At 33.6% G+C, this 23,261-nt stretch carries 13 protein-coding genes; 10 read left to right on the top strand and 3 right to left on the bottom strand.

What is annotated here, in order from left to right; all coding sequences use genetic code 11:
- Positions 1-27: 27 nt before the first annotated feature.
- The 7 genes from ACNH59_RS03910 to phoU all read left to right on the top strand — a co-directional run bounded on the left by ACNH59_RS03910 (position 28) and on the right by phoU (position 7,639).
- The gene (locus tag ACNH59_RS03910; RefSeq protein ID WP_418264126.1) at positions 28-1,245 is read left to right on the top strand and encodes a porin; all 1,218 of its coding nucleotides are present in this window, start codon (positions 28-30) and stop codon (positions 1,243-1,245) included.
- Positions 1,246-1,612: 367 nt separating this feature from the next.
- Complete coding sequence (locus ACNH59_RS03905; protein WP_418264125.1) at positions 1,613-2,818, top strand: porin; 1,206 nt, start codon at positions 1,613-1,615, stop codon at positions 2,816-2,818.
- 110 nt (positions 2,819-2,928) lie between these two features.
- Positions 2,929-3,792, top strand: coding sequence for a phosphate ABC transporter substrate-binding protein (locus ACNH59_RS03900; protein ID WP_418264124.1), 864 nt, complete (start codon positions 2,929-2,931; stop codon positions 3,790-3,792).
- A gap of 179 nt (positions 3,793-3,971) precedes the next feature.
- Positions 3,972-5,180 (top strand): phosphate ABC transporter permease subunit PstC, encoded by a 1,209-nt coding sequence (gene pstC / locus ACNH59_RS03895; RefSeq protein WP_418264123.1) that lies wholly within the window; start codon positions 3,972-3,974, stop codon positions 5,178-5,180.
- Between the two features lies 1 nt (position 5,181).
- Positions 5,182-5,943, top strand: a complete 762-nt coding sequence (pstA, locus tag ACNH59_RS03890) for a phosphate ABC transporter permease PstA (RefSeq protein WP_418264122.1) — start codon at positions 5,182-5,184, stop codon at positions 5,941-5,943.
- Positions 5,944-6,137: 194 nt separating this feature from the next.
- Positions 6,138-6,890 (top strand): phosphate ABC transporter ATP-binding protein PstB, encoded by a 753-nt coding sequence (gene pstB / locus ACNH59_RS03885; protein ID WP_418264121.1) that lies wholly within the window; start codon positions 6,138-6,140, stop codon positions 6,888-6,890.
- Positions 6,891-6,970: 80 nt separating this feature from the next.
- Positions 6,971-7,639 carry a phosphate signaling complex protein PhoU gene (gene phoU, locus ACNH59_RS03880; RefSeq protein WP_418264120.1) on the top strand — a complete coding sequence of 223 codons (669 nt, stop codon included), beginning with the start codon at positions 6,971-6,973 and terminating at the stop codon, positions 7,637-7,639.
- A gap of 52 nt (positions 7,640-7,691) precedes the next feature.
- On the opposite strand, the gene ACNH59_RS03875 is transcribed toward phoU, so the two are convergent.
- From ACNH59_RS03875 to ACNH59_RS03865, 3 genes are all read right to left on the bottom strand, one after another.
- Complete coding sequence (locus ACNH59_RS03875; RefSeq protein ID WP_418264119.1) at positions 7,692-8,771, bottom strand: glycosyltransferase; 1,080 nt, start codon at positions 8,769-8,771, stop codon at positions 7,692-7,694.
- 280 nt (positions 8,772-9,051) lie between these two features.
- Positions 9,052-9,690 (bottom strand): response regulator, encoded by a 639-nt coding sequence (locus ACNH59_RS03870; protein ID WP_418264118.1) that lies wholly within the window; start codon positions 9,688-9,690, stop codon positions 9,052-9,054.
- Between the two features lie 27 nt (positions 9,691-9,717).
- On the bottom strand, positions 9,718-11,202 hold the full coding sequence (locus tag ACNH59_RS03865; RefSeq protein WP_418264117.1) for a sensor histidine kinase: 1,485 nt from the start codon (positions 11,200-11,202) through the stop codon (positions 9,718-9,720).
- 326 nt (positions 11,203-11,528) lie between these two features.
- Between ACNH59_RS03865 and ACNH59_RS03860 the strand changes: the two genes are divergently transcribed.
- From ACNH59_RS03860 to ACNH59_RS03850, 3 genes are read left to right on the top strand one after another with little or no spacing between them, the layout of a single operon-like run.
- On the top strand, positions 11,529-20,282 hold the full coding sequence (locus ACNH59_RS03860; protein WP_418264116.1) for a DUF7507 domain-containing protein: 8,754 nt from the start codon (positions 11,529-11,531) through the stop codon (positions 20,280-20,282).
- A 53-nt stretch (positions 20,283-20,335) separates the two neighbouring features.
- Complete coding sequence (locus tag ACNH59_RS03855) at positions 20,336-21,250, top strand: type IX secretion system membrane protein PorP/SprF (RefSeq protein ID WP_418264115.1); 915 nt, start codon at positions 20,336-20,338, stop codon at positions 21,248-21,250.
- Positions 21,251-21,261: 11 nt separating this feature from the next.
- The gene (locus tag ACNH59_RS03850) at positions 21,262-23,205 is read left to right on the top strand and encodes an OmpA family protein (protein ID WP_418264114.1); all 1,944 of its coding nucleotides are present in this window, start codon (positions 21,262-21,264) and stop codon (positions 23,203-23,205) included.
- Positions 23,206-23,261: the final 56 nt, after the last annotated feature.

The following is a 23,261-nucleotide window of genomic DNA, read 5'->3' as shown; positions in this document are numbered from 1 at the left end:
CGAAAAATTAACAAAAATTTAATCGTTATGAAAAAAATTATTTTTTCACTTGTGATGTTACTGTTTATGGCAATCACAGCTCAGTCCCAATCGGTTACTGAAACGCCAAAAACTTCTGCTGTTTCTTCAAAAAAATGGTTTGAGACTATTAGTTTAAGAGGGTATATGCAGGTGAGATATAACAAATTATTAGAAACAAATTCTGATTTAGGTTGTGAGCAATGTGATAAATCTTGGGGAGGAAATAATAGTTTCTTTGTAAGACGTGGTCGTTTGGTTTTTTCTGGAAATGTTCATGATCGTGTTTACATTTATATTCAGCCTGATTTTGCCTCTTCAGCTTCAACTACAAGTAATAACTTTTTACAAATTAGAGATGCTTATGCAGATATCTCTTTGGATGCAAAAAAAGAATTTAGATTCAGAATAGGTCAAAGTAAGGTTCCTTATGGATTTGAAAATATGCAATCGAGTCAAAACAGATTAACGCTTGATCGTAATGACGCTTTAAATAGTGCCGTTGCAAATGAGCGTGATTTGGGTGTGATGTTTTATTGGGCTCCAAAAGAAAAGAGAGAGTTGTTTTCAAACTTAATTAGAGATGGTTTGAAAGGTTCAGGTGATTATGGAGTTGTAGGACTTGGTATTTATAATGGGCAGACGGCTAATAGGGTAGAGGCAAATAATAATCAACATATTGTAGGTCGTGTGTCTTATCCATTTGAGTTTAAGAACGGGCAAGTTTTGGAAGCAGGTATTCAGGGGTATACTGGGAAGTATGTTGTTCAAAGCATTAGTACATCTAAAAATGTGATTGTAAAGCCTAATGGTGAATATCTGGACCAACGTGCTGCTGCCAGTTTCGTTTTGTATCCAAAGCCTTTTGGTTTACAAGCGGAATACAATATAGGTACAGGTCCTGAGTATAATCCAGCCAATAATACCATTGAGCAAAAAAAATTGCATGGTGGGTATATGCAGGCTTTTTATAATATAAAAGTAGATCAACAAGTGGTGTTGCCATTTGTTAAGTATCAAATGTATCGTGGAGGTAAGAAACATGAATTGGATGCTAGAAGTTATTCTGTAAATGATTTGGAGATTGGATTAGAGTGGCAGCCATTCAAAAATCTTGAAATAGTTGCGGATTATACCATCTCAAGCAGAAGATATGAGGATGCGGTAAAACCAATTAATGTTCAACAAGGAAATTTGTTACGTCTACAACTTCAAATTAATTTCTAGATAGAAATTGGTATTTGTAATTTAGAACCTCTTAAGTGTAAAAACATAAGAGGTTTTTTTGTGTTTTGTAGCTACTTTGTGTGGGTGATGATGCTAATGCTCTTAGCTATGTATTGTGATAGTTTCGTTTTATTTGTAGAGAAAAAAACCTATAAAATTAATAATTTTGGTGCTGTTTTTGAGTTTTGCGTTCTTTTGTCTGTGGTCTTGTAAAAGCCTGAAAAACAATATGTTAAATGGTTTGTTTCAGGCTTATTAATCGCTAGGTTACCTTTTGTTTCCCTTATCGTAACATTAATTTAATATCAGTCATTTTTATTAACATTAGTTTTGCATCGCAATAACACAATGATAACTAATTGTTAAAATGAGAAAAATTATATTGAGTATTTCGCTATTGTTTTCGATGATTATAATGGCACAAGACGTAAAAAAAACAACTACAAATTCTGCTTTGGCAGGTTATTATACTTCAGGAAAGAAATTAGGCTTCACGGCTATAGATAGTTTATTTCAAATGAATATTGGTTTTAGAGTTCAGAGTAGAATAGGGTATGGACAAGCAGAGGGTAAGTCGGGAGTAGTAGAAGGTGAAATTAGAAGAATGCGTTTGAAACTTGATGGATTTGTTGTTAGTCCAAAGTTTGGTTACAAAGTTGAGCTAGGTTTCTCAGCTAGAGATATTGGAACTGTAATAGTAGGAAATAGCGGAAACGTGATTTTGGATGGGGTGTTTTTTTATAAGCCAAATAATGACTTAACATTTGGTTTTGGTCAAACTAAATTAGCAGGTAATCACCAACGTGTAGTTTCTTCAGGGTCCTTAGAACTGACAGATCGAAGTATTAATAATTCTAAGTTTAATATTGATCGTGACTTAGGGATATTTGTCGAATATGCTAAAACAAAAAAGGACAACTTTTATTATGGATTAAAAGGATCTGTATCTAAAGGAGAAGGGCGAAACTGGATTAAAACATCCGATGATGGTGTGGCTTTAACAGGTAAAGTAGAGTTGTTCCCATTAGGAGCTTTTACTAAAAACGGAAGTGAATTTGAAGGCGATTTAATGAGAGAGAAACGCCCAAAACTAATGCTTTCAGGAGCTTTTTGTCAAAATAATAATAGTACAAGGTCGCAAGGAGAATTAGGAAATCTTCTTTATGAGTCTAGAACATTAAAATCAGTATTTATAGATGCTATTTTGAAATATAATGGTTGGTCAGCAACTGGTGCCTATATGTCAAGAGCTACTCATGATCCTATTACTGTTGATGCTTCAGATATTACTAAAACACAGGCCGTATTTGTAGGTCATGGATATGATGCGCAATTGAGTTATATTTTTCCGTCTGACTATCAAATTATTGGACGTTTTTCAACACAGAAAGTACATGATGATATTAGGACTAAAAGTCCTAATGTAGATGAATATACAATAGGGGTGTCCAAATATTTGTTCGGACATAAAATGAAAGTACAGACTGAATTGACTTATGATAATATAGATAAATTTGGATCTAGTGCCACTAATAATTGGTATGCTCGTTTTCAAATAGAGATTGGTTTGTAATATTCAACTGATTTTTCAGTAGTAAAGTATAAAGATTGAATAATATTGGCTTAACATAGAATTAATATTGGCGATATATTTTTGCCTTAAAATAAACAAAAAATTAAAAAATGAATAAATTTAAATTATTTTTAATATTACCATTGATTGGTATGTTAAGTTGTGGTAAAGCAAAGACTGAGAACAATGCAGAGGGTAATGCTGATGCCACAGTTTCGGTAACAATCAAAGGTAGTGATACTGTATTGCCATTAGCTCAAAAAGAAGCTGAGGAATTAATGAAAAAAGATTCTAATGTAAGTATTACTGTTGTAGGTGGTGGTTCAGGTGTTGGATTGACTGCTTTGATAGACGGAACTACTGATATTGCAATGGCTTCAAGAGATTTGAAAACAGAAGAAAAATTGAAGTTTTCTGAGACTAAAGTAGAAATTGAAAAAGTAATTATTGCTTTTGATGCATTGGCAGTAATTGTTAATCCAGCAAATAAAGTTTCGCAATTGACTCGTGAGCAATTAGAGAAAATCTATATTGGAGAAATTAAAAACTGGAAAGAAGTAGGTGGTGCTGACGAAAAAATTGTTGCTTATTCAAGAGAGTCTTCTTCAGGAACTTATGAGTTTTTTAAAGAAGAAGTAATGGACAAGAAAAACTATGCAACAGATATCTTAAGTTTACCTGCAACAGGAGCTATTGTTCAAGCGGTAGGACAAACTAAAGGAGCTATAGGATACGTTGGATTAGCGTATGAAACTAAAGAGGTGAAACAAATAGCTGTTTCTTATGACCAAGGTAAAAACTTTATTGCTCCATCTGTAGCAAGTGCAAAAGATAAAACGTACCCAATATCAAGACCTTTGTTTTATATGTACAACAAAACAAATGAAGCTAAGGTGAAACCAATTGTTGATTATGCTTTATCAGCGGAAGGACAAAAAAGTGTTTCTGAAATTGGATACGTTCCATTGAACTAAAATCCAGAGGTTTACTATAAAAGGTAAAGGCTGTCTATTTTAGGCAGCCTTTTTTATATCTGCACTATTTACTTTACAAAAGTAAGATACTTAACATTAAGTTAACATAAGGTTAATGATCTACAAACATTAGAGGCTGATGTCTAGCGTAATTTTGTCCAAAAATTAAAAGTACTGATTTGAAAACAAATTTAAAACAGATCAAAGAGAAGGTAATTGAATCTATTTTGATGCTAAGTAGTGTAACTACCAGTATTACAGTGATTTTGATTGTCTTTTTTTTATTTATTGAAGGGGCGGGAGTGTTCAATAGAAAGCCTATAGATGATGGGTTTTTATTAGCAGTAGCAGCCTCTAATCCAGTAAAAAAACTTTCACCTGCTCAAGTAAAAGATGTTTTTGATCAAAAGATCAAAAATTGGAATGAATTAGGAGGACCAGATTTACCTATTGTTCTGTTTAGAACTTCAGATATTACAGATTATTACACTGAGGAAGAATTAGGTGAAAATTTTGAATATTTTCCTCAAAAGATAAATGAACTCATTTCCAAAAATCCAGGTGTAATTGCTTTTTTCTTAGAAAAATACAAAGCCGATAATTTTGCAGGTAGAGAATTAGATATTGACAAAATTACGGTTTCTAAATTTTTATCTGGGGAAGAATGGTTTCCAACAGCACAGCCTATCGCTCAAATGGGAGTAAAACCATTAATATATGGTACACTTTGGGTTAGTTTTGGGGCAATTCTTATTGCCTTACCCATTGGTTTAGCGGCAGCAATTTATTTAAGTGAAATCGCCAAGAAAAAAACACGTAATTTATTAAAACCTTTAATAGAATTATTAGCGGGGATTCCTTCTGTAGTTTATGGTTTCTTCGGGTTGGTAATTATAGTACCGTTGATTCAAAGTACCTTTGGCTTGCCAGTTGGAGAGACTGCTTTAGCGGGAAGTGTGGTATTAGCAATTATGGCATTGCCTACAATTATTACCATCTCAGAGGATGCTATGCGTAACACTCCTCGAGCAATGAAAGAAGCGAGTTTAGCCTTAGGGGCTAGCCATTGGCAAACGATTTATAAAGTGGTGATTCCATATTCTGCATCAGGAATAACGGCTGGAGCGATTCTAGGTATTGGTAGAGCCATTGGGGAAACCATGGCAGTTTTAATGGTGACGGGAAATGCGGCTGTAATTCCAAATTCCTTTTTAGCACCTGTAAGAACGATTCCCGCAACCATCGCTGCCGAATTAGGAGAAGCACCAAATGGAGGTTTGCATTACGAAGCATTGTTTGCCTTAGGTTGTATTTTGTTTATCATTACATTTGGGATTAATATGTTAGTTGAAGTGGTGACTAATAGAAAATCACATAAAAAACACTAATATGAGCACTGAAAATAAATTAGTTAAGAAAAAAAGAAGAAATCAGAATATTGCTTTTGGGATATTTAGTGCGGTTAGTTACAGTATTGTAGCGCTTTTATTTGTGATTTTAGCTTTTATAGTTGTAAAAGGAATAGGAGTAATCAGCTGGGAGTTTATCACAGAGATGCCTAAAGATGGGATGACTAGCGGAGGTGTTTTTCCGGCTATTGTTGGAACATTATGTTTGGTTTTGGTGAGTATGCTATTTGCTTTTCCAGTAGGTGTATTGGCAGCCTTATATATGAATGAATATGTAAAAGAAGGTTGGGTAAAAAAGATTATTAAACAAATGACGAACAATCTTGCTGGGGTTCCATCGATTGTTTTTGGTCTTTTTGGAATGTCTTTGTTTGTGAATAAATTAGGTTTTGGTGACTCAATTTTAGCTGGGGGATTGACACTTGGATTGTTAGTGTTGCCTGTAGTGATTAGAACTACTGAGGAGTCATTAAAAGCAGTTGATGATACTTTTAGACAGGCTAGTTTAGGATTAGGAGCCAGTAAATGGCAAACGACTCGCAATGTGGTCTTTCCCATTGCATTTCCAAATATTATTACAGGTTTGATTTTGTCCATTGGTCGTGTGTCTGGTGAAACAGCGCCTATTTTATTTACTGTTGCGGCCTATTTTTTACCTAAATTACCAACGTCTATTTTTGACCAAGCCCATGGCCTTGCCTTATCATTTATATGTGATTTCAACAAGTGGTACAAATATTGAAGCGTCCAGAGCAATGGCATACGGAACGGCATTAATTTTAATTTTCATCGTTTTAATTTCTAATTTACTAGCTAATAAGCTTCGTAAATATTTTGGTAAAAAAGTAAAAATGAATTAACACTGGTTTTATTTCTCAAAAGGCTACTTGGGCTTCACTTTGTAGCTATATAACTTAAAACCTAATAAAACATAACATGCATAAAATAGTATCACAGAACGTAAATTTTTATTACGGAGAATCTCAAGCTTTACATGATATTTCATTGTCAATGAAAGAAAACACGGTAACAGCTTTAATTGGTCCTTCAGGTTGTGGAAAATCAACTTATTTGCGTTTATTGAATCGTATGAATGACTTGATAGATAATACTCAAATGACGGGTACTATTACTATTGACGGAAATGATATTTATGATAAACAAACCAATGTTGATGATTTAAGAAAAAATGTTGGGATGGTTTTTCAAAAACCAAATCCTTTTCCGAAGTCAATTTATGAAAATGTGGCTTACGGTTTGAGAGTAAACGGTATCACCGATAAAAAAATAATCGATGAACGCGTGATTACTTCAATCGAACAAGTGGCGCTTTGGGAGGAAGTAAAAGATAAATTACATAAATCGGCTTTTGAACTTTCGGGAGGACAACAACAACGTTTGTGTATCGCTAGAGCTTTGGCTATTCAACCTTCTATTTTATTGATGGATGAGCCTACTTCAGCATTAGATCCTATTTCTACTTCAAAAGTAGAGGAGCTTATTTATGAGTTAAAGCAAAAATATACCATTGTAATTGTAACACATAATATGCAACAAGCTGGTCGTATTAGTGATAATACCGCTTTTTTCTATATGGGTGAATTGATCGAATATGATAAAACCAAGACGATTTTTACCAAACCAGCAAAGAAACAAACAGAAGATTATATAACAGGAAGATTTGGATAATAGGTTTATTTTTATTTAATTTTAAATGTTCGTCAATTGAACTTTAAATCCTAAACATTTAAACTCTTAAACAAAAAACAATGGCATCATATTTAGAAACAGAACTAGGGAAACTTAGAAGTATTATAATAAAAATTGGAAGTTTGGCTGAAAGTCAAATTTCTGAAGCAGTTAAATCGATCCTTTCAGAACCTTTTGCAGAGGTGAAAGAGGTGAAAAAAACAGAGAATAAAATTGACAAACTAGATGTAAAGATTGATGATATTTGTCAAACTGTTTTTGCATTGCAACAACCTGTGGCTTCTGATTTGAGGTTTATCATGTCGGCTATGCAAATTAGTAATGAGATCGAAAGAATTGGCGATTTATCCATGAGTATCATGAAATTGTCTAAAAGTATCAAAGAGAAACACGAGTTAATTTCAAAATTTCATATCGCAGATATTACCAAGGAAATTGAATTAATTACCTCAGAAACCAATAAGTGTTTTAAAGATTTAGATGGTTCAAAAGTGGATGTGATTTTTGCTTTAAATAATAGCATTAAAAGTAAAAGTATTACTGCTATCGAAAACATTATTGGTGAGATGAAAAGCAACTCTAAAACGGTAGTTTCAGGAACAAACTTAATCATTGCTTTGAAACATATGGAGCGTGTGGCAGATCATAATTCAAACGTGGCAGAATCTATTTATTTTATGATTAATGCTAAAATGATTAAACACGAAAAGTACTCTGATAAGAAATAGTTGCTCTTACAACGACTATCTAGTGAAACCGATAAATTAATCTGAAGAGGCATTAATTATCGGTTTTTTTGTTAAAAATATGAAATAGCTTTTTCCAGTCAACTGTAGTTTCCATTTTGGTGAATCCTTGATATGAGCTTACCAAGTTTAGGGCTTCGATGGAAAACCCATCTTGTGTGGTGAAGGGGGCAATTTTATTTATTTCTAAATGTTGCGCTAAATATTCTTGCTCAAATTGTCCAGGAGTTGGGATGAAGAAGGCTTTTTTTTCCAATTTTGCCAAGTCCATAATCGAAGTATACCCTGAACGACAAAGGATGAGTTCGCTACTATTAATTGCCAGTTCAAGTTCCGATGTAGTCATGAAGTTATAATAGGTAGTCTTTCCTATTTGCGTTATATTTTGGTCCTTTTCAATTATTCCCTTTACAAATAAGATATTGCCATTAAATTTTCCAATTTCAGTAATTAATTTAGTTTCTAAAATACTGCGTTGTGGCTCAGGTCCAGACAAAATAATCAAAAGTTGGTACTTTATAGGAGATTCTTTTTTTGTGAATCGACTTAAAAGTCCTAGGTGTTTTAGGTTTAGATTGTTACTTTTATTATGACTTAAAATTCCAGCTAGACTTGGTTCTACAGCCTGATCTGGAATCCAACATTCTAAATATTTTTGGATAAAAAAATGATGAAGTTTAGTGCTTATCCAAGTCGTATTTCCTGTTAGAACATTAATTTGATGTGTGATATACACAGAAGGAACTTTAGAGGAATAGCAACCCAGTCGGTTATCGGATATTAGGCCATTAATTTGAAATTGATCTATCCATTTGTTTACGATTTTGTTTTCTTCAAATATTGCCTTTACCATTTGGGGCGTATTTTGAATAAGTTTCCATTTAAAGAATCGACTCTTTTTAGGGTATTGTATTTTATAGGATGGTAATTCTAGATGCCTTAGTTCTGGGAATTCTTTTTTCAGTAATGCTAATGCAGCACCGTCCGAGGCAATGATAGGAGTGAAATGGTGTTCTTGGAGTTGGTTGATAATTGGGATGCAGCGTGTTGCATGACCGAGACCCCAGTTCAAAACTGTGATTAAGATTGTTTGTCTAGAAACTCTAGTTTCCATTTTTAATAAACTTTTTGGAAAGATACTAATTGTATGAATTGGTATCCGACTCAGTAGGCTTTTTATTTAAGTTAAAACCTCAATATTTGATTTAGTGAAGAATCAATTTGAGATAATTGATAGTAAATTTTAAAATCCAGACGAGGACTTTTTATAAAAGAGATTTCTAATAATTGGTTTTTATTAAAAACGAAGTTTACAAGTTTGTTTTATTTGAATCAAAAAAACAGTGGTATTTAGAAGATGTTTTTTTGATTTTTAGTGTTTTGAAAAACGAAAATTATTTATTTAGGCCAACAGGTTTGTTAAAGAGATTGATAAGTTCAACAATATTTTTTATACTAAGTTTGTTGAAAATTTTGTTTTTGTGAGTGCTTACAGTGGTGAGTTGAATGTTTAGTTTGTTTGCTATCTCAATATTTCCATCTCCTTTTACAAGTAGTTCACTTATTTCTTTTTCTCTTTTTGATAATTTATCTAATGGATTTGTGCTCTCTTTGTTAATAGTTGATTTTATTAAGTCACCTAAGTTTTTAGAAGTTATATAATTCCCCGTTTTTAAAACCAAATCTACAGCATTAGTAATTTTCTTTTTATCACTCAATTTATTTAAATATCCATTAGCACCTGCAATGATATAAGGACAGGCATGTGAATCTTCATCATAAACAGAAAAAATTAAAATTTTAACATCTGGTTGGATATCTCTTATTTCTTTAATCATTCCTGTGTTTTTTCCGCCTGGAATATTGATGTCTAAAATAATGAGATCTATTTTTCTTTCTTTGAGTAGTTTTATTGTGTTTTCGTAATTTTCAGAAGTAAAAATGTTTAAACTATTAAATCTTTCCTCTAAAATTATCGAAACTCCTGTTCTGACTACTAAATGGTCATCTACAATTAGTACTTCTTTTTGCATCTCTTTAAGTTTTGATTAACATCTTTTTCATATATGATTTAATTCTATGGTTACGGTAGTACCTTCATTCTCTTTGCTTGAGAAGGAAATATTACCTTTAAGTATGATTAATAATTCGAGAACTAGATGTAATCCTATACCGTATGTGCTTAAGATTAATTTTTCTGGATCTCGCTTTTCGAACAAATTTGTATAATAATCTATAATGTCCTGATTCATTCCAATACCTGTATCTTTAACCCAATATATGATTTTTTGTTGGTCTAATTTAGCTCCAATTTCTATCGTTCCTTTATTGGTATATTTTACAGCATTATCAATTAAGTTATGAAGTATTATTGAAATTATTCTAATATTTACTGATGAAGTTAAGTTTTTATTTGTCAGATTGACAATCTTGGTGCCATTGCTTTTTGCAATTTCCTCAAATAAAGTTTTTTTATTTTCAATTATATGATGTATTGAATAAGGTTTTTGATCGTAATCTCTTTCTTCGATGTAAATTTTTGAATATTGAATTAATGTTTTAGTAAAATCATATAATTGTGAGGACGATTTATAAATAGAAGTAGCATATTTATGACTGGTTGCGTTTTCTTCTTTCTTGGTGTTTGTGCTTAAGTGTTTGGATATTAGCTGTATGTACTTAAGGGGGCTTCTAATATCATGGCTAATTGTTCCAATGATTTTTTTATGTTGAATAATTTCTCTGGACAGACTCTCTTTCGTTTTTTCTAAGTCATTAATTGTATATTCCAATTTTTGTTTTTGTTTACTTAATTGTTCTTTAGAATACACGAGGTTTGCAATCATACGATTGTAGTAAAAGGCGAGGGTACTTACAATTATCAATATAAATAGAACATTGATGATAAAAAGATATTTTTTTAGACTACGTGTACCATCACCAAATGATTTTGAAAAAGCATCTTGGTTGATTGTTATTTTCGTATTTAATACGTTAATATGGTCAAGAATTTCAAGTTTACTCTTATTGTCTAAAAGTTTTCCTTTCTTTAATTGATAGACGTCTTCACCGATTCTATCTAGTTCACGATTCAATTGATCGCCTTTTTCCCATTCATTTACTGCTTTTTTGAAAAAAGGTACGGATTGAAAGTTTTTGAATAACCAAATCATATCATCCAAATCATCTTCGTCATTTTGTCCTACTCTAAAACCAGCTTTAGCAATTTCTATGTCTAGATTTTTTTGAAGTGCAATTCTTGCCGATTCATCACCTTGAGGAATCCTTAGGTTTTTTTTGAATTTTGACCAATAGATTTCATTTGATGTAAATAAATACGTAATCAAATTTCGTGCAGCTTTATTATGCCCCTTGGAATAATGTGATTCACCATTAATATAGGCTCTTGTTGCAGATAAAGACTTAATGGTGTAGAAGTTAATCAGTGTTAACATGGAACAAGATACCATTATTGTAATAACGAGTGCTCTAGGATTGGTGGTTTTAAGTTTTTGAGAGAAGGATGTTTTTGTTTTGTTTTTCAAAATTAATGATATAAGATTAGAAATATAGGTTATTAGATTGATTGATAAAACAACAATTCTAAACTAGTTTCATATTTTATCAAATATACCAAAGATAATCCTGATTAATTTGTAAGAATATGTCCATTTGTAGGTTGACTATTTTCTATCAATACATCAGTTTATTTTCAATACAATGTAGGTTTTTGTTTATAGTTTTAAACGGTATAAAGCTGATTGATAAATTATTTTTGTTTAATGTTCTAAAGTTGATGGTACTATTAAGTATTTAAAAGGAATGGGAACACTGATACATTGGTTGAAGATTGAAATTAAAGATTTGGATTATGAGAAAAAATTACCCTGTTTTATCGATTAAAAATTGTGTTGAAACAATTAGGCTAAGAAGTAGAATTAGTAAGTTGTTGACATTTTTAAGTATTCTTTTATTGTCTTTTAATTCGTATGGACAATGTAATTCTGAAATCCCTATTCCTCTCACAGGCCCTAATTTTGATGATTTAACAGCTACTGCTAGTAATTCAGCACTTATCTGTATAGGTTGTTCTACTACCAATCCCGAAAATCTAGTTGATAATAACACGTCAAACTTTGCCACAGCTCAAGTAGGTCTCCTCAGTGCATTTAATACACAAACATTTACAGTAACAGATAATAACACAGTTTATCAAGCGGGTAGTTTTGCTGGATTTAAAGTTCAAAGTTCAAAGTTATTAGATTTACTTGGTGGTATAACTGTTAAAACCTATAACGGGAACACATTAGCAAATACTTTTACAAGTTCTGGCTTATTGTCTCTTTTAGATGGTGGCAATTATATATTAGGAGGTAATACAACTTTACCTTTTAATAAAATTAGCATTGAAATCCAATCTATTGTTGGGGTTGCCACTACAACCAATATTTTTCATGCAGTGATAAGAGAGTACTGTGCTGGAATACCTTTGGATTGTAATACCAGTACAGCAATGAGTTTGCCAAGCTATCCTGTAATAATTGATCAGGCGAATACGGGTCTTTCAGGAGTTTCAGTAGGAAGTATAGCAAATACAGAAAATGCGATTAGTTCGAGTACAACAGATTATGCAACTATTAATTTAACAGTTGGAGTATTAGCTTCTGGAAGTATAGCGATCAAGGATCAAATTACGGATTATCCAGTAGGAACTTATGCTGGTTTTGAGATAGAAAACACGAATTTGGTGAGTTTGTCTGCGATTGGGAATGTGGTTGTATCTACTTATCGAAATGGAATTTATCAAGAACAGTTTTCAGGAAGTAATTTGTTAGTTAATGGTTCTGTCATAAATTCAACGGGTCGTTACAAGTTGGGTTTTGTAACTACCAAATCATTTGATGAAGTGAAATTAACGGTTAATCAAACCTTAGGTCTTAATTTAGGAACTACTAGAGTTTATGGTGCTGTTTTTCAAAAATTTTGTGCGGGTCCTGATTTAGTTTGTAATACAAAAACCGCTTTAGCTACACCAACATATCCTGTATATGTAAATGGTGAAAATACTGGAATTGATGGAATAGCTTGTGTTTTGTGTAGTATCACAAATCAAGATAATTTAATAGATACGGATCCAGCAAATTTTGCAGCAGTCAATTTATCAGTTGGTGTTGGAACCAGTGGTAGCTTATCAGTAAAGGATCAAATTACTGATTATCCTGCGGGTACATTTGCAGGTTATAGCATTGAGAATCCTTCTTTGTTAAATGTAAATGCTTTTGATGCTATTCGAATAACTACTTATCTTAATGGTGTTCAGCAAGAAACAAAATCAGGGAATGGTGCTTTGGTTTCTGTTGGAACGGATTTGTTAGTAGGCACAAGTAAACAAACAATTGGTTTTACATCCACATTAGCTTTTGATGAAGTTCAAATTACATTTGAAAATTTGGCATCAGTAAATTTAGGAACTGTTAAGGTCTTTAATGCCGTATTTCAAAAATTGTGTGATCCAGTTGTAGAATGTAATAAAACATATGATTGGACTAATCCTGCTTTTCCAGTAGTTGTAAATGGTGACAACACAGGAGTTGATGGAGTAGCTTGTGTAGCTTGTGCTGTAAATGATACGGATAATCTTTTGACGGCAAGCACCACAGATTTTGCTCAAATAAGTTTGACGGCAGGAGTTTTAGCTTCTGGTTCAGTATCGGTAAAGGATCAATTGTTTACTTATCCAAAAGGCACATTTGCTGGGTTTAAGATTTTTGATAATAACACCCTGTTGCAATTAAATTTATTCCAGTCTCTAACTATTTCTACCTATAATAACGGCGTTTTGCAAGAAGCTAAATCGGGAGGAAGTTTAATAGATTTAGGATTGCTTGGCGGTACTATTTTGGGTTCTGGCCCAGGGGGTTATAATGTTGGGTTAAGTGCTAGTTTACCTTTTGATGAAATAAAACTGACAGTAAGCTCTATTGCGAGTGTAATAAATACCATTAATGTATACGGAGCATTTGTAAACACCTCTAATAGTGATGATGGAGGCAGTGGTAGTTTACAATGTAATTCATCCGCAATCACAGTAGCTAAAGATGGTAATTATGTAGATACTAATTTAGATGGTATTGTAAATCCAGGGGATCAAATTAATTATACTTTTGATATAAAAAATACTGGATTTGAGACTTTAACAAATGTGACTCTAACAGACGATAATGCCACAGTTATAGGAAGTCCAATACCTACATTGACAGCTGGTGAGAATAATACAACAGCTTATACAGGAACTTATACAATTACTCAGGCAGATGTGGATGCTGGTGTAGTTTATAATTTGGCTACAGTAACAGGAGATACTCCTTTTGGAACAACGGTTACTGCAACCTCTACTGATCCTACACCTTGTGCACCTTGTCCCGTAAACCCAACATGTGCTACTTGTACTGCAACTCCATTAGATCAAACACCTAAATTAGGATTTGTAAAGTCGGGTATTTACAATGGTGATCCTACAAAAGCAGTTGCGGGAGATATCATTACCTATACCTTTACAGTGACAAATACAGGAAACGTTACCATTGATAATGTTGTGGTTAATGATACCAAATTAGGAGTGACTGATTTAGCGATAGTGCCTAGTACTTTGGCTCCAAATGGAGTTGGAGTAGTTATACAAAATTATGTTGTTACTCAAGGAGATATCGACTCAGGAAAAGTAACCAATAGTGCTATTGCCAAAGGTCTAGATCCAAAAGGAAATGAGGTTCAAGATATTTCAGGTACTTCAATTAATACCGACGATAGTACCGTTACTGATTTGCCTACAGCGGGAAAAATTGTTTTTGTAAAAACAGGAGTGTATAATGGAGATCCGACAAAAGCTAAGGTAGGAGATAAGATTACGTACACTTTTACTGTAACCAATACAGGAAATGTAACGGTGGACAATCTTCTAATCAATGATACTAAACTAGGAATTACTGATTTACCATTAGTTCCAACTAGTTTGAACCCTCTAGGAGTTGGTGTTGCTACTCAAGATTATACCATTACTCAGGCAGATATTGATACAGGACAAGTAACTAATTCGGCTATTGCATTAGGAAAAGATCCTGATGGTAATAATGTACAAGATATTTCAGGAACTACTATTGCTAATGATGATAGCACCATAACTAATTTGCCAACAGTAGGTAGTTTAGCCTTTGTTAAAACGGCAGTTTACAATGGAGATCCTACAAAAGCAAAAGCGGGAGATAAAATCACCTATACTTTCAGGGTAACAAATACTGGAAACTTAACCGTTAACAATATTGTTATTAATGATGCGAAATTAGGAGTAACGAATTTACCATTGGTTCCAAACAGTTTGAGTCCATTAGGAGTGGGTGTAGTAACTCAAGATTACACCATTACTCAAGCAGATATTGATGCTGGAAAAGTAACCAATACAGCTATTGCATTAGGGCAAGATCCAAGTGGTAATGATGTTCAAGATATTTCCGGGACAGCAATTGATAATGATAATAGTACGGAAACTAATTTGCCAACAGTAGGTGGTTTAGCCTTTGTTAAAACGGCAGTTTACAATGGAGATCCTACAAAAGCAAAAGCGGGAGATAAAATCACCTATACTTTCACGGTAACAAATACTGGAAATTTAACTGTTAACAATATTGTTATTAATGATGCGAAATTAGGAGTAACGAATTTACCATTGGTTCCAAGCAGTTTGAGTCCATTAAGAGTGGGTGTAGTAACTCAAGATTACACCATTACTCAGGCAGATATTGATACAGGACAAGTAACCAATACAGCTATTGCTTTAGGACAAGACCCACAGGGTAATGATGTTCAAGATATTTCCGGGACAGCAATTGATAATGATAATAGTACGGAAACTAATTTGCCAACAGTAGGTGGTTTAGCCTTTGTTAAAACGGCAGTTTACAATGGAGATCCTACAAAAGCAAAAGCGGGAGATAAAATCACCTATACTTTCAGGGTAACAAATACTGGAAACTTAACCGTTAACAATATTGTTATTAATGATGCGAAATTAGGAGTAACGAATTTACCATTGGTTCCAAACAGTTTGAGTCCATTAGGAGTGGGTGTAGTAACTCAAGATTACACCATTACTCAAGCAGATATTGATGCTGGAAAAGTAACCAATACAGCTATTGCATTAGGGCAAGATCCAAGTGGTAATGATGTTCAAGATATTTCCGGGACAGCAATTGATAATGATAATAGTACGGAAACTAATTTGCCAACAGTAGGTGGTTTAGCCTTTGTTAAAACGGCAGTTTACAATGGAGATCCTACAAAAGCAAAAGCGGGAGATAAAATCACCTATACTTTCACGGTAACAAATACTGGAAATTTAACTGTTAACAATATTGTTATTAATGATGCGAAATTAGGAGTAACGAATTTACCATTGGTTCCAAGCAGTTTGAGTCCATTAAGAGTGGGTGTAGTAACTCAAGATTACACCATTACTCAGGCAGATATTGATACAGGACAAGTAACCAATACAGCTATTGCTTTAGGACAAGACCCACAGGGTAATGATGTTCAAGATATTTCCGGGACAGCAATTGATAATGATAATAGTACGGAAACTAATTTGCCAACAGTAGGTGGTTTAGCCTTTGTTAAAACGGCAGTTTACAATGGAGATCCTACAAAAGCAAAAGCGGGAGATAAAATCACCTATACTTTCACGGTAACAAATACTGGAAATCTAACAGTAAACAATATTGTTATTAATGATGCGAAATTAGGAGTAACGAATTTACCATTGGTTCCAAACAGTTTGAGTCCATTAGGAGTGGGTGTAGTAACTCAAGATTACACCATTACTCAAGCAGATATTGATGCTGGAAAAGTAACCAATACAGCTATTGCATTAGGACAAGATCCACAGGGTAATGATGTTCAAGATATTTCCGGGACAGCAATTGATAATGATAATAGTACGGAAACTAATTTGCCAACAGTAGGTGGTTTAGCCTTTGTTAAAACGGCAGTTTACAATGGAGATCCTACAAAAGCAAAAGCGGGAGATAAAATCACCTATACCTTTACAGTGACAAATACTGGAAATCTAACAGTAAACAATATTGTTATTAATGATGCGAAATTAGGAGTAACGAATTTACCATTGGTTCCAAACAGTTTGAGTCCATTAGGAGTGGGTGTAGTAACTCAAGATTACACCATTACTCAGGTAGATATTGATACAGGACAAGTAACCAATACAGCTATTGCTTTAGGACAAGACCCACAGGGTAATGATGTTCAAGATACTTCTGGAACAGCAATTGATAATGATGATAGTACCGTAACTAATTTGCCAACAGTAGGTGGTTTAGCCTTTGTTAAAACGGCAGTTTACAATGGAGATCCTACAAAAGCAAAAGTGGGTGATAAAATCACCTATACTTTTACGGTGACAAATATTGGAAATCTAACAGTAAATAATATAGTGATTAATGATCCTAAATTAGGAGTTGTTAATTTGCCTTTGGTTCCAAGTACTCTAACTCCATTAGGTGTAGGTGTAGCAACTCAGGAATACACAGTTACTCAAGGGGATATCGATTCAGGAAAAGTAACCAATTCAGCTATTGCCAAAGGTCAAGATCCTAGTGGAAATGATGTACAAGATATTTCGGGAACAACGGTTAACAACGATGTTAGTACAGTTACCGATTTGCCAACTGATGGAAAAATAGTTTTTGTTAAAACGGGAGTTTACAATGGAGATCCTACTAAAGCAAAAGCGGGAGATAAAATTACCTATACCTTTACTGTAACCAATACAGGCAACGTAACAGTAAATAATCTTCTTATTAATGACACCAAATTAGGAGTAACAAATTTACCATTGGTTCCAAACAGTTTGAGCCCATTAGAAGTGGGTATTGCAACTCAAGATTATACCATTACTCAGGCAGATATTGATGCTGGAAAAGTAACCAATACAGCTATTGCATTAGGACAAGATCCAGACGGAAATAATGTTCAAGATACTTCAGGAACTGCCATCAATAATGATGATAGCACAGTAACGGATTTGCCTACAGCGGGGAAAATAGTTTTTGTAAAAACAGCAGTTTACAATGGAGATCCTACAAAAGCAAAAGCGGGAGATAAAATCACCTATACTTTCACGGTAACAAATACAGGAAACTTAACAGTTAACAATATTGTTATTAATGATGCAAAATTAGGAGTAACGAATTTACCATTGGTTCCAAACAGTTTGAGTCCATTAGGAGTGGGTGTAGTAACTCAAGATTACACCATTACTCAAGCAGATATTGATGCTCGAAAAGTAACCAATACAGCTATTGCTTTAGGACAAGATCCACAGGGTAATGATGTTCAAGATATTTCTGGGACAGCAGTTGACAATGATAATAGTACAGAAACTAATTTGCCAACTGTGGGTAGTTTAGCCTTTGTTAAAACGGCAGTTTACAATGGAGACCCTACTAAAGCAAAAGTAGGTGATAAAATTACGTATACTTTCACCGTTACCAATACAGGAAATGTAACCGTTAGTAATATCATTGTTAATGATGCTAAATTGGGAACCGCTTCTTTAGCTATTGTACCAAGTACTTTAGCTCCATTAGGTGTAGGTATAGCAACTCAAGAATACACAATTACTCAAGAGGATATCGATTCAGGAGAAGTAACCAATACGGCAATTGCCAAAGGACAAGATCCACAGGGTAATGATGTTCAAGATACTTCAGGAACAGCGGTTGATAATGATGATAGTACCATAACTAATATACCACAATCAGGAGCTATAGCTTTTGTTAAAACAGGAGTTTTCAATGGTGATGCTACTAAAGCAAAAGTAGGTGATAAAATTACGTATACTTTCACCGTTACCAATACAGGAAATGTAACCGTTAGTAATATCGTTGTTAATGATGCTAAATTGGGAACAGCTTCTTTAGCTATTGTACCAAGTAATCTAGCTCCATTAGGTGTAGGTGTAGCAACTCAGGAATACACAATTACTCAAGAGGATATCGATTCAGGAAAAGTAACTAATACAGCAATTGCCAAAGGAAAAGACCCACAGGGTAATGATGTTCAAGATATTTCGGGAACGGCGGTTGATAATGATGATAGTACAGAAACGACTTTGCCACAAAATTCAAGTATTGCATTAGTCAAGACAGTAATAGCTCCAGCTAATATAGCGGTAGGACAAAATATTGTGTATACTTTTTCGGTTACTAATACTGGAAATACAACTATTAAAGATATCAAAATAACAGATCCTTTAACTGGCTTGATTCTTCCAATTAACGAAATAGCTATTCTTGCCCCTGGTCAGACTAATAATTCTGTTACAGGAACCTATCCAATTAAACAATTAGATATTAATGCTGGTGAAGTGGTAAATTCAGCTTTAGCAGTTGGAAAAAATTCTGAAGGGAATGATGTAAGTGATATTTCGGGGACTACAGTTTCTACTGACGATCCTACAATTACAAAATTAGTGCAATCACCTTCTATTGTGTTAACTAAAGACGGGGTTTATGAAGATACAAACGCCGATGGTAAAGCAAGTATTGGAGATAAAGTACTGTATGTTTTTGAAGTGAAAAATACTGGAAATACAATAGTTAATGATGTGATGGTAACTGATGCTAAAGCTGCCGTTCAAGGAACAATGATTCCATCTTTAGGAGTTGGTATTTCAAATAGTACGACATTTAAAGCAGAGTACTTTATTACTCAAGAAGATATTAATAAAGGCTTTGTATATAATTTGGCTCATGTTGATGCGAAAGCACCAAATGGTGATCCAATTACGAATACTTCTATAGATCCAACTATTAATAGTGCTTTCCCAATAGATATTAGTTGTCCAACTTGTACAATAACAGCAATACCTCAATCACCAAGAATTGCTTTAATGATGACAGGTGTGTTTGAAGACACTAACGGTGATGGTCAGGCTCAAATAGGTGAAACAATTAGATATACATATACGGTCATGAATTTAGGAAATGTACCGCTTACTAATGTATGGGTTGAAGATACAGTATTAGACCACGGTATTGGTGAAGGAGTTATAGACCTTCCTGTTGGAGCAACTGATAATACTTCGTTCACAAGTGTGTATTATATTACTCAAAATGATATTATTAAAGGATTTTCCATGAACCAATCAAAAGTATTTGGTACAAGTCCCTTGGGAGTAATTGTTCAAGACTTGTCCGATGATACAAGTCCATTTGAAGATGACCCAACAGTTATAGGTGTTGTGGGATGTGACCTTAAAGTATTTAATGCAGTTTCACCAGATGGAGATGGATTAAATGATTATTTCAGAATTGAAGGTATAGACTGTTATCCAGATAACAAAGTTCAAATATTTGACAGATGGGGTGTTAAAGTTTTTGAAGTCAAGGGTTATGATAATGACACAAAAGCATTCCGTGGAAAATCAGATGGAAGGGTGACGATAGGTCAGTCAAATGGATTGCCAAGTGGAACCTATTTTTACGCTATTAAATATGTAGATAAGAATAATAATGGATTTAATAAATCAGGCTACCTACAGTTAATCAATGAGTAAAAAAGGAGTTGATTTAAAAAAAGATTCTATTAGAATAATTTAAAAAAAATAGTATGAAAGCAAATTCAATAATAATTCTTCTGTTGTTAGTAATGGTGTCTGGTTTTGCGCAACAAGATTCGCAGTACACACATTATATGTACAACACGTTAACCATTAACCCTGCATATGCTGGAAGTCGAGGTGTTACAAGTATTTTTGGTTTACACAGAACACAGTGGGTAGGTTTAGACGGAGCTCCAGTTACTAATGCGGTCTCAATTCATTCACCTATTCAAAATTCAAGAGTTGGAGTTGGATTGTCATTTGTTAATGATAAAATTGGAGCCTCAGACCAGAGCAGTATTTCAGCTGATGTGTCCTATACGATTCCTACTTCAGAGACTTTTGATTTATCATTTGGGATTAAAGCAACGGCCGATTTGTTAAACGTGGATTATACAAAATTGGATCGGTATAATTTAAATGATCCAAAGTTTCAAAACAATATAGATAATGTTTTTTCTCCAAATGTTGGAGCAGGAGTTTACCTTCATTCAGATAAAATGTATGTGGGTCTTTCGGTTCCTAATTTCTTTAGTGTGAAACATTTTGATGACAATATTTCAGATGCTATTGTAGAACGTTTGCATTATTATTTAATTGGAGGGTATGTATTTGATTTGAATCCGAATTTGAAATTAAAACCTGCTTTTTTAACCAAAATGGTTTCTGGAGCACCCTTACAAGTGGATGTTTCTGCGAATGTTTTGTTGCAAGAAAAAGTGACCCTAGGATTGGCATGGCGATGGGATGCTGCTGCGACTGCTATGGCAGGTTTTCAAGTGAGTAACGGTTTGTTTATTGGGTATAGCTATGATTTTGAAACTACTAAATTGGCCAATTATAATTCGGGATCTCACGAAATATTTTTAAGATTTGAATTGTTTAAAATTCAAAAGAAAGTAATAACTCCTAGATTCTTCTAAAGAAAAAGCTTATGAAAAAGAATTATATTTTAATCATATTGTTCAGTTGCTTAGTATTGCAACTTTCAGCACAAAACAAAGATGATAAAGCTGATAAAGATTATAATCGATATGCCTATATTGATGCTATAAAAACATACGAGCGCATGTATGAAAAAGGTTATAAATCTCAAGACATGCTTTTAAAATTAGCCAATGCTTATTATTTTAATGGAGATTTAGAAAATGCAGCTAAGTACTATAAAGAGTTTTTTGCTACCAATCCAGTAGTAACTCCTGAATGTTATTACCGTTTTGCACAATCTTTAAAATCAATTAAAGAATATGCTAAGGCTGATGAAATGATGGTGAGATTTAATAAAGAAAACGGGAATGATAATAGAGCGAAATTAGCCCTAAGCCAAAAAGATTATTTAGCTGTAATTAAGAAAAATTCTGGTAGATACGAAATCGCTGATGCAGGTGTTAATTCGCAATATTCTGACTACGGAACAGCCTATTATAACGATAAAATTGTTTTTGCAACAGCTAGAGATACTAGTGGTTTTGTAAAGCGTATGGACCCTTGGACAGGGGAAGGTTTTACTAATTTGTATGAATCAAGTGTCAACGCAGATGGTTCTCTTGGGTTAGCAAAACAACTTTCTAGGAAATTAAATAGTAAGTTTCACGAATCAACTCCTGTATTTACAAAAGATGGTAAAACCGTTTATTTTACCCGAAATAATTATGTTGATGGAAAGAGAGGTAAAGATGAAAAAGAGACCACTCTATTAAAAATTTACAAAGCAGAATTAGACGGAGATAAATGGAAGAATATTACAGCATTACCTTTTAATAGTGATAATTACAGCGCAGCACATCCAGCATTGAGTAATGATGAAAAGACCCTGTACTTTGCTTCTGATATGCCAGGTACTTTAGGGCAGTCTGATATTTTCAAAGTTGCAATTAATGAAGATGGAAGCTTTGGGACTCCTGAAAACTTAGGAAACAGTATCAATACTGAAGGAAGGGAAACATTTCCCTTCGTAACTGAAAAAAACGAATTGTATTTTGCCTCTGATGGTCATCCAGGTTTAGGTGGATTAGATGTTTTTGTAGTCAAAGCAAAGCAAGATGGTAGTTTTAAAGAGGTATTGAATGTTGGAGAACCGTTGAATAGTTCCAAAGATGATTTTGGATTGGTAATTGATTTTAAGACAAAAATGGGTTATGTAACTTCCAATAGAGACGGAGGAGCTGGAGGTGATGATATTTATAAAATTAAAGAATTGAAACCTATTGAGTACCCATGCGAACAGTCTATGAATGGTACGGTTACTGATCTTGAAACTAAGGAAGTTGTTGCAGGTGCAAAGGTAAGTTTACACGATAGCAGCTTCAAAGTATTAAAAACAGTTTCTAGTAATCAGGAGGGTAAATTTGATTTTGGCGAAGTAGATTGTGATACTAAATATTATATTAAAACGGAAAAGACCGAATACAATACAGATGAAATCACAGTTTCAACTGCTGACAATACAGGAAAAACAGTGGTGCCTATTTCAATTGAAAAAACACTTAAGAAAGTAACAGTCGGTGATGATTTGGCCAAAGCCTTTGGAATTAAAATTATTTATTTTGATTTGAATAAGTCTGATATTCGTACGGATGCTGCTTTGGAATTGTCCAAGATTTTAGATGTTATGATGCAAAATCCAACAATAAAAATTGATATCAGATCGCATACAGATAGTCGTCAAACTGATGCTTATAACAAGAAATTATCTGAAAATCGAGCCGAGTCAACCAAAAATTGGTTAATTCAAAACGGAATTGATAAATCTCGTTTGACAGCTAAAGGGTATGGCGAATCTCAATTAGTAAATAGATGTGCTGACGGTGTAGAATGTACCGAAGAAGAGCATCAAGCTAATAGACGTAGTGAATTTGTAATTGTTTCAATGAAATAAGTTAAGTTTTTATTGATTGTGGGTAAAATGGAGTGTTACTACAAGTGACGCTCCAT

The organism is Flavobacterium faecale (assembly GCF_048320115.1).
Taxonomy (GTDB): domain Bacteria; phylum Bacteroidota; class Bacteroidia; order Flavobacteriales; family Flavobacteriaceae; genus Flavobacterium; species Flavobacterium faecale_A.
This window is presented reverse-complemented; position numbering and strand designations above follow the sequence as displayed.

Coding starts and splice junctions, on each gene's coding strand:
- phoU (WP_418264120.1), top strand. CDS start 6,971: ATGGCATCATATTTAGAAACAGAACTAGGGAAACTTAGAAGTATTATA.
- ACNH59_RS03870 (WP_418264118.1), bottom strand. CDS start 9,690: ATGCAAAAAGAAGTACTAATTGTAGATGACCATTTAGTAGTCAGAACA.
- ACNH59_RS03875 (WP_418264119.1), bottom strand. CDS start 8,771: ATGGAAACTAGAGTTTCTAGACAAACAATCTTAATCACAGTTTTGAAC.
- ACNH59_RS03850 (WP_418264114.1), top strand. CDS start 21,262: ATGAAAAAGAATTATATTTTAATCATATTGTTCAGTTGCTTAGTATTG.
- pstB (WP_418264121.1), top strand. CDS start 6,138: ATGCATAAAATAGTATCACAGAACGTAAATTTTTATTACGGAGAATCT.
- ACNH59_RS03900 (WP_418264124.1), top strand. CDS start 2,929: ATGAATAAATTTAAATTATTTTTAATATTACCATTGATTGGTATGTTA.
- pstA (WP_418264122.1), top strand. CDS start 5,182: ATGAGCACTGAAAATAAATTAGTTAAGAAAAAAAGAAGAAATCAGAAT.
- ACNH59_RS03855 (WP_418264115.1), top strand. CDS start 20,336: ATGAAAGCAAATTCAATAATAATTCTTCTGTTGTTAGTAATGGTGTCT.
- ACNH59_RS03910 (WP_418264126.1), top strand. CDS start 28: ATGAAAAAAATTATTTTTTCACTTGTGATGTTACTGTTTATGGCAATC.
- ACNH59_RS03905 (WP_418264125.1), top strand. CDS start 1,613: ATGAGAAAAATTATATTGAGTATTTCGCTATTGTTTTCGATGATTATA.
- ACNH59_RS03860 (WP_418264116.1), top strand. CDS start 11,529: ATGAGAAAAAATTACCCTGTTTTATCGATTAAAAATTGTGTTGAAACA.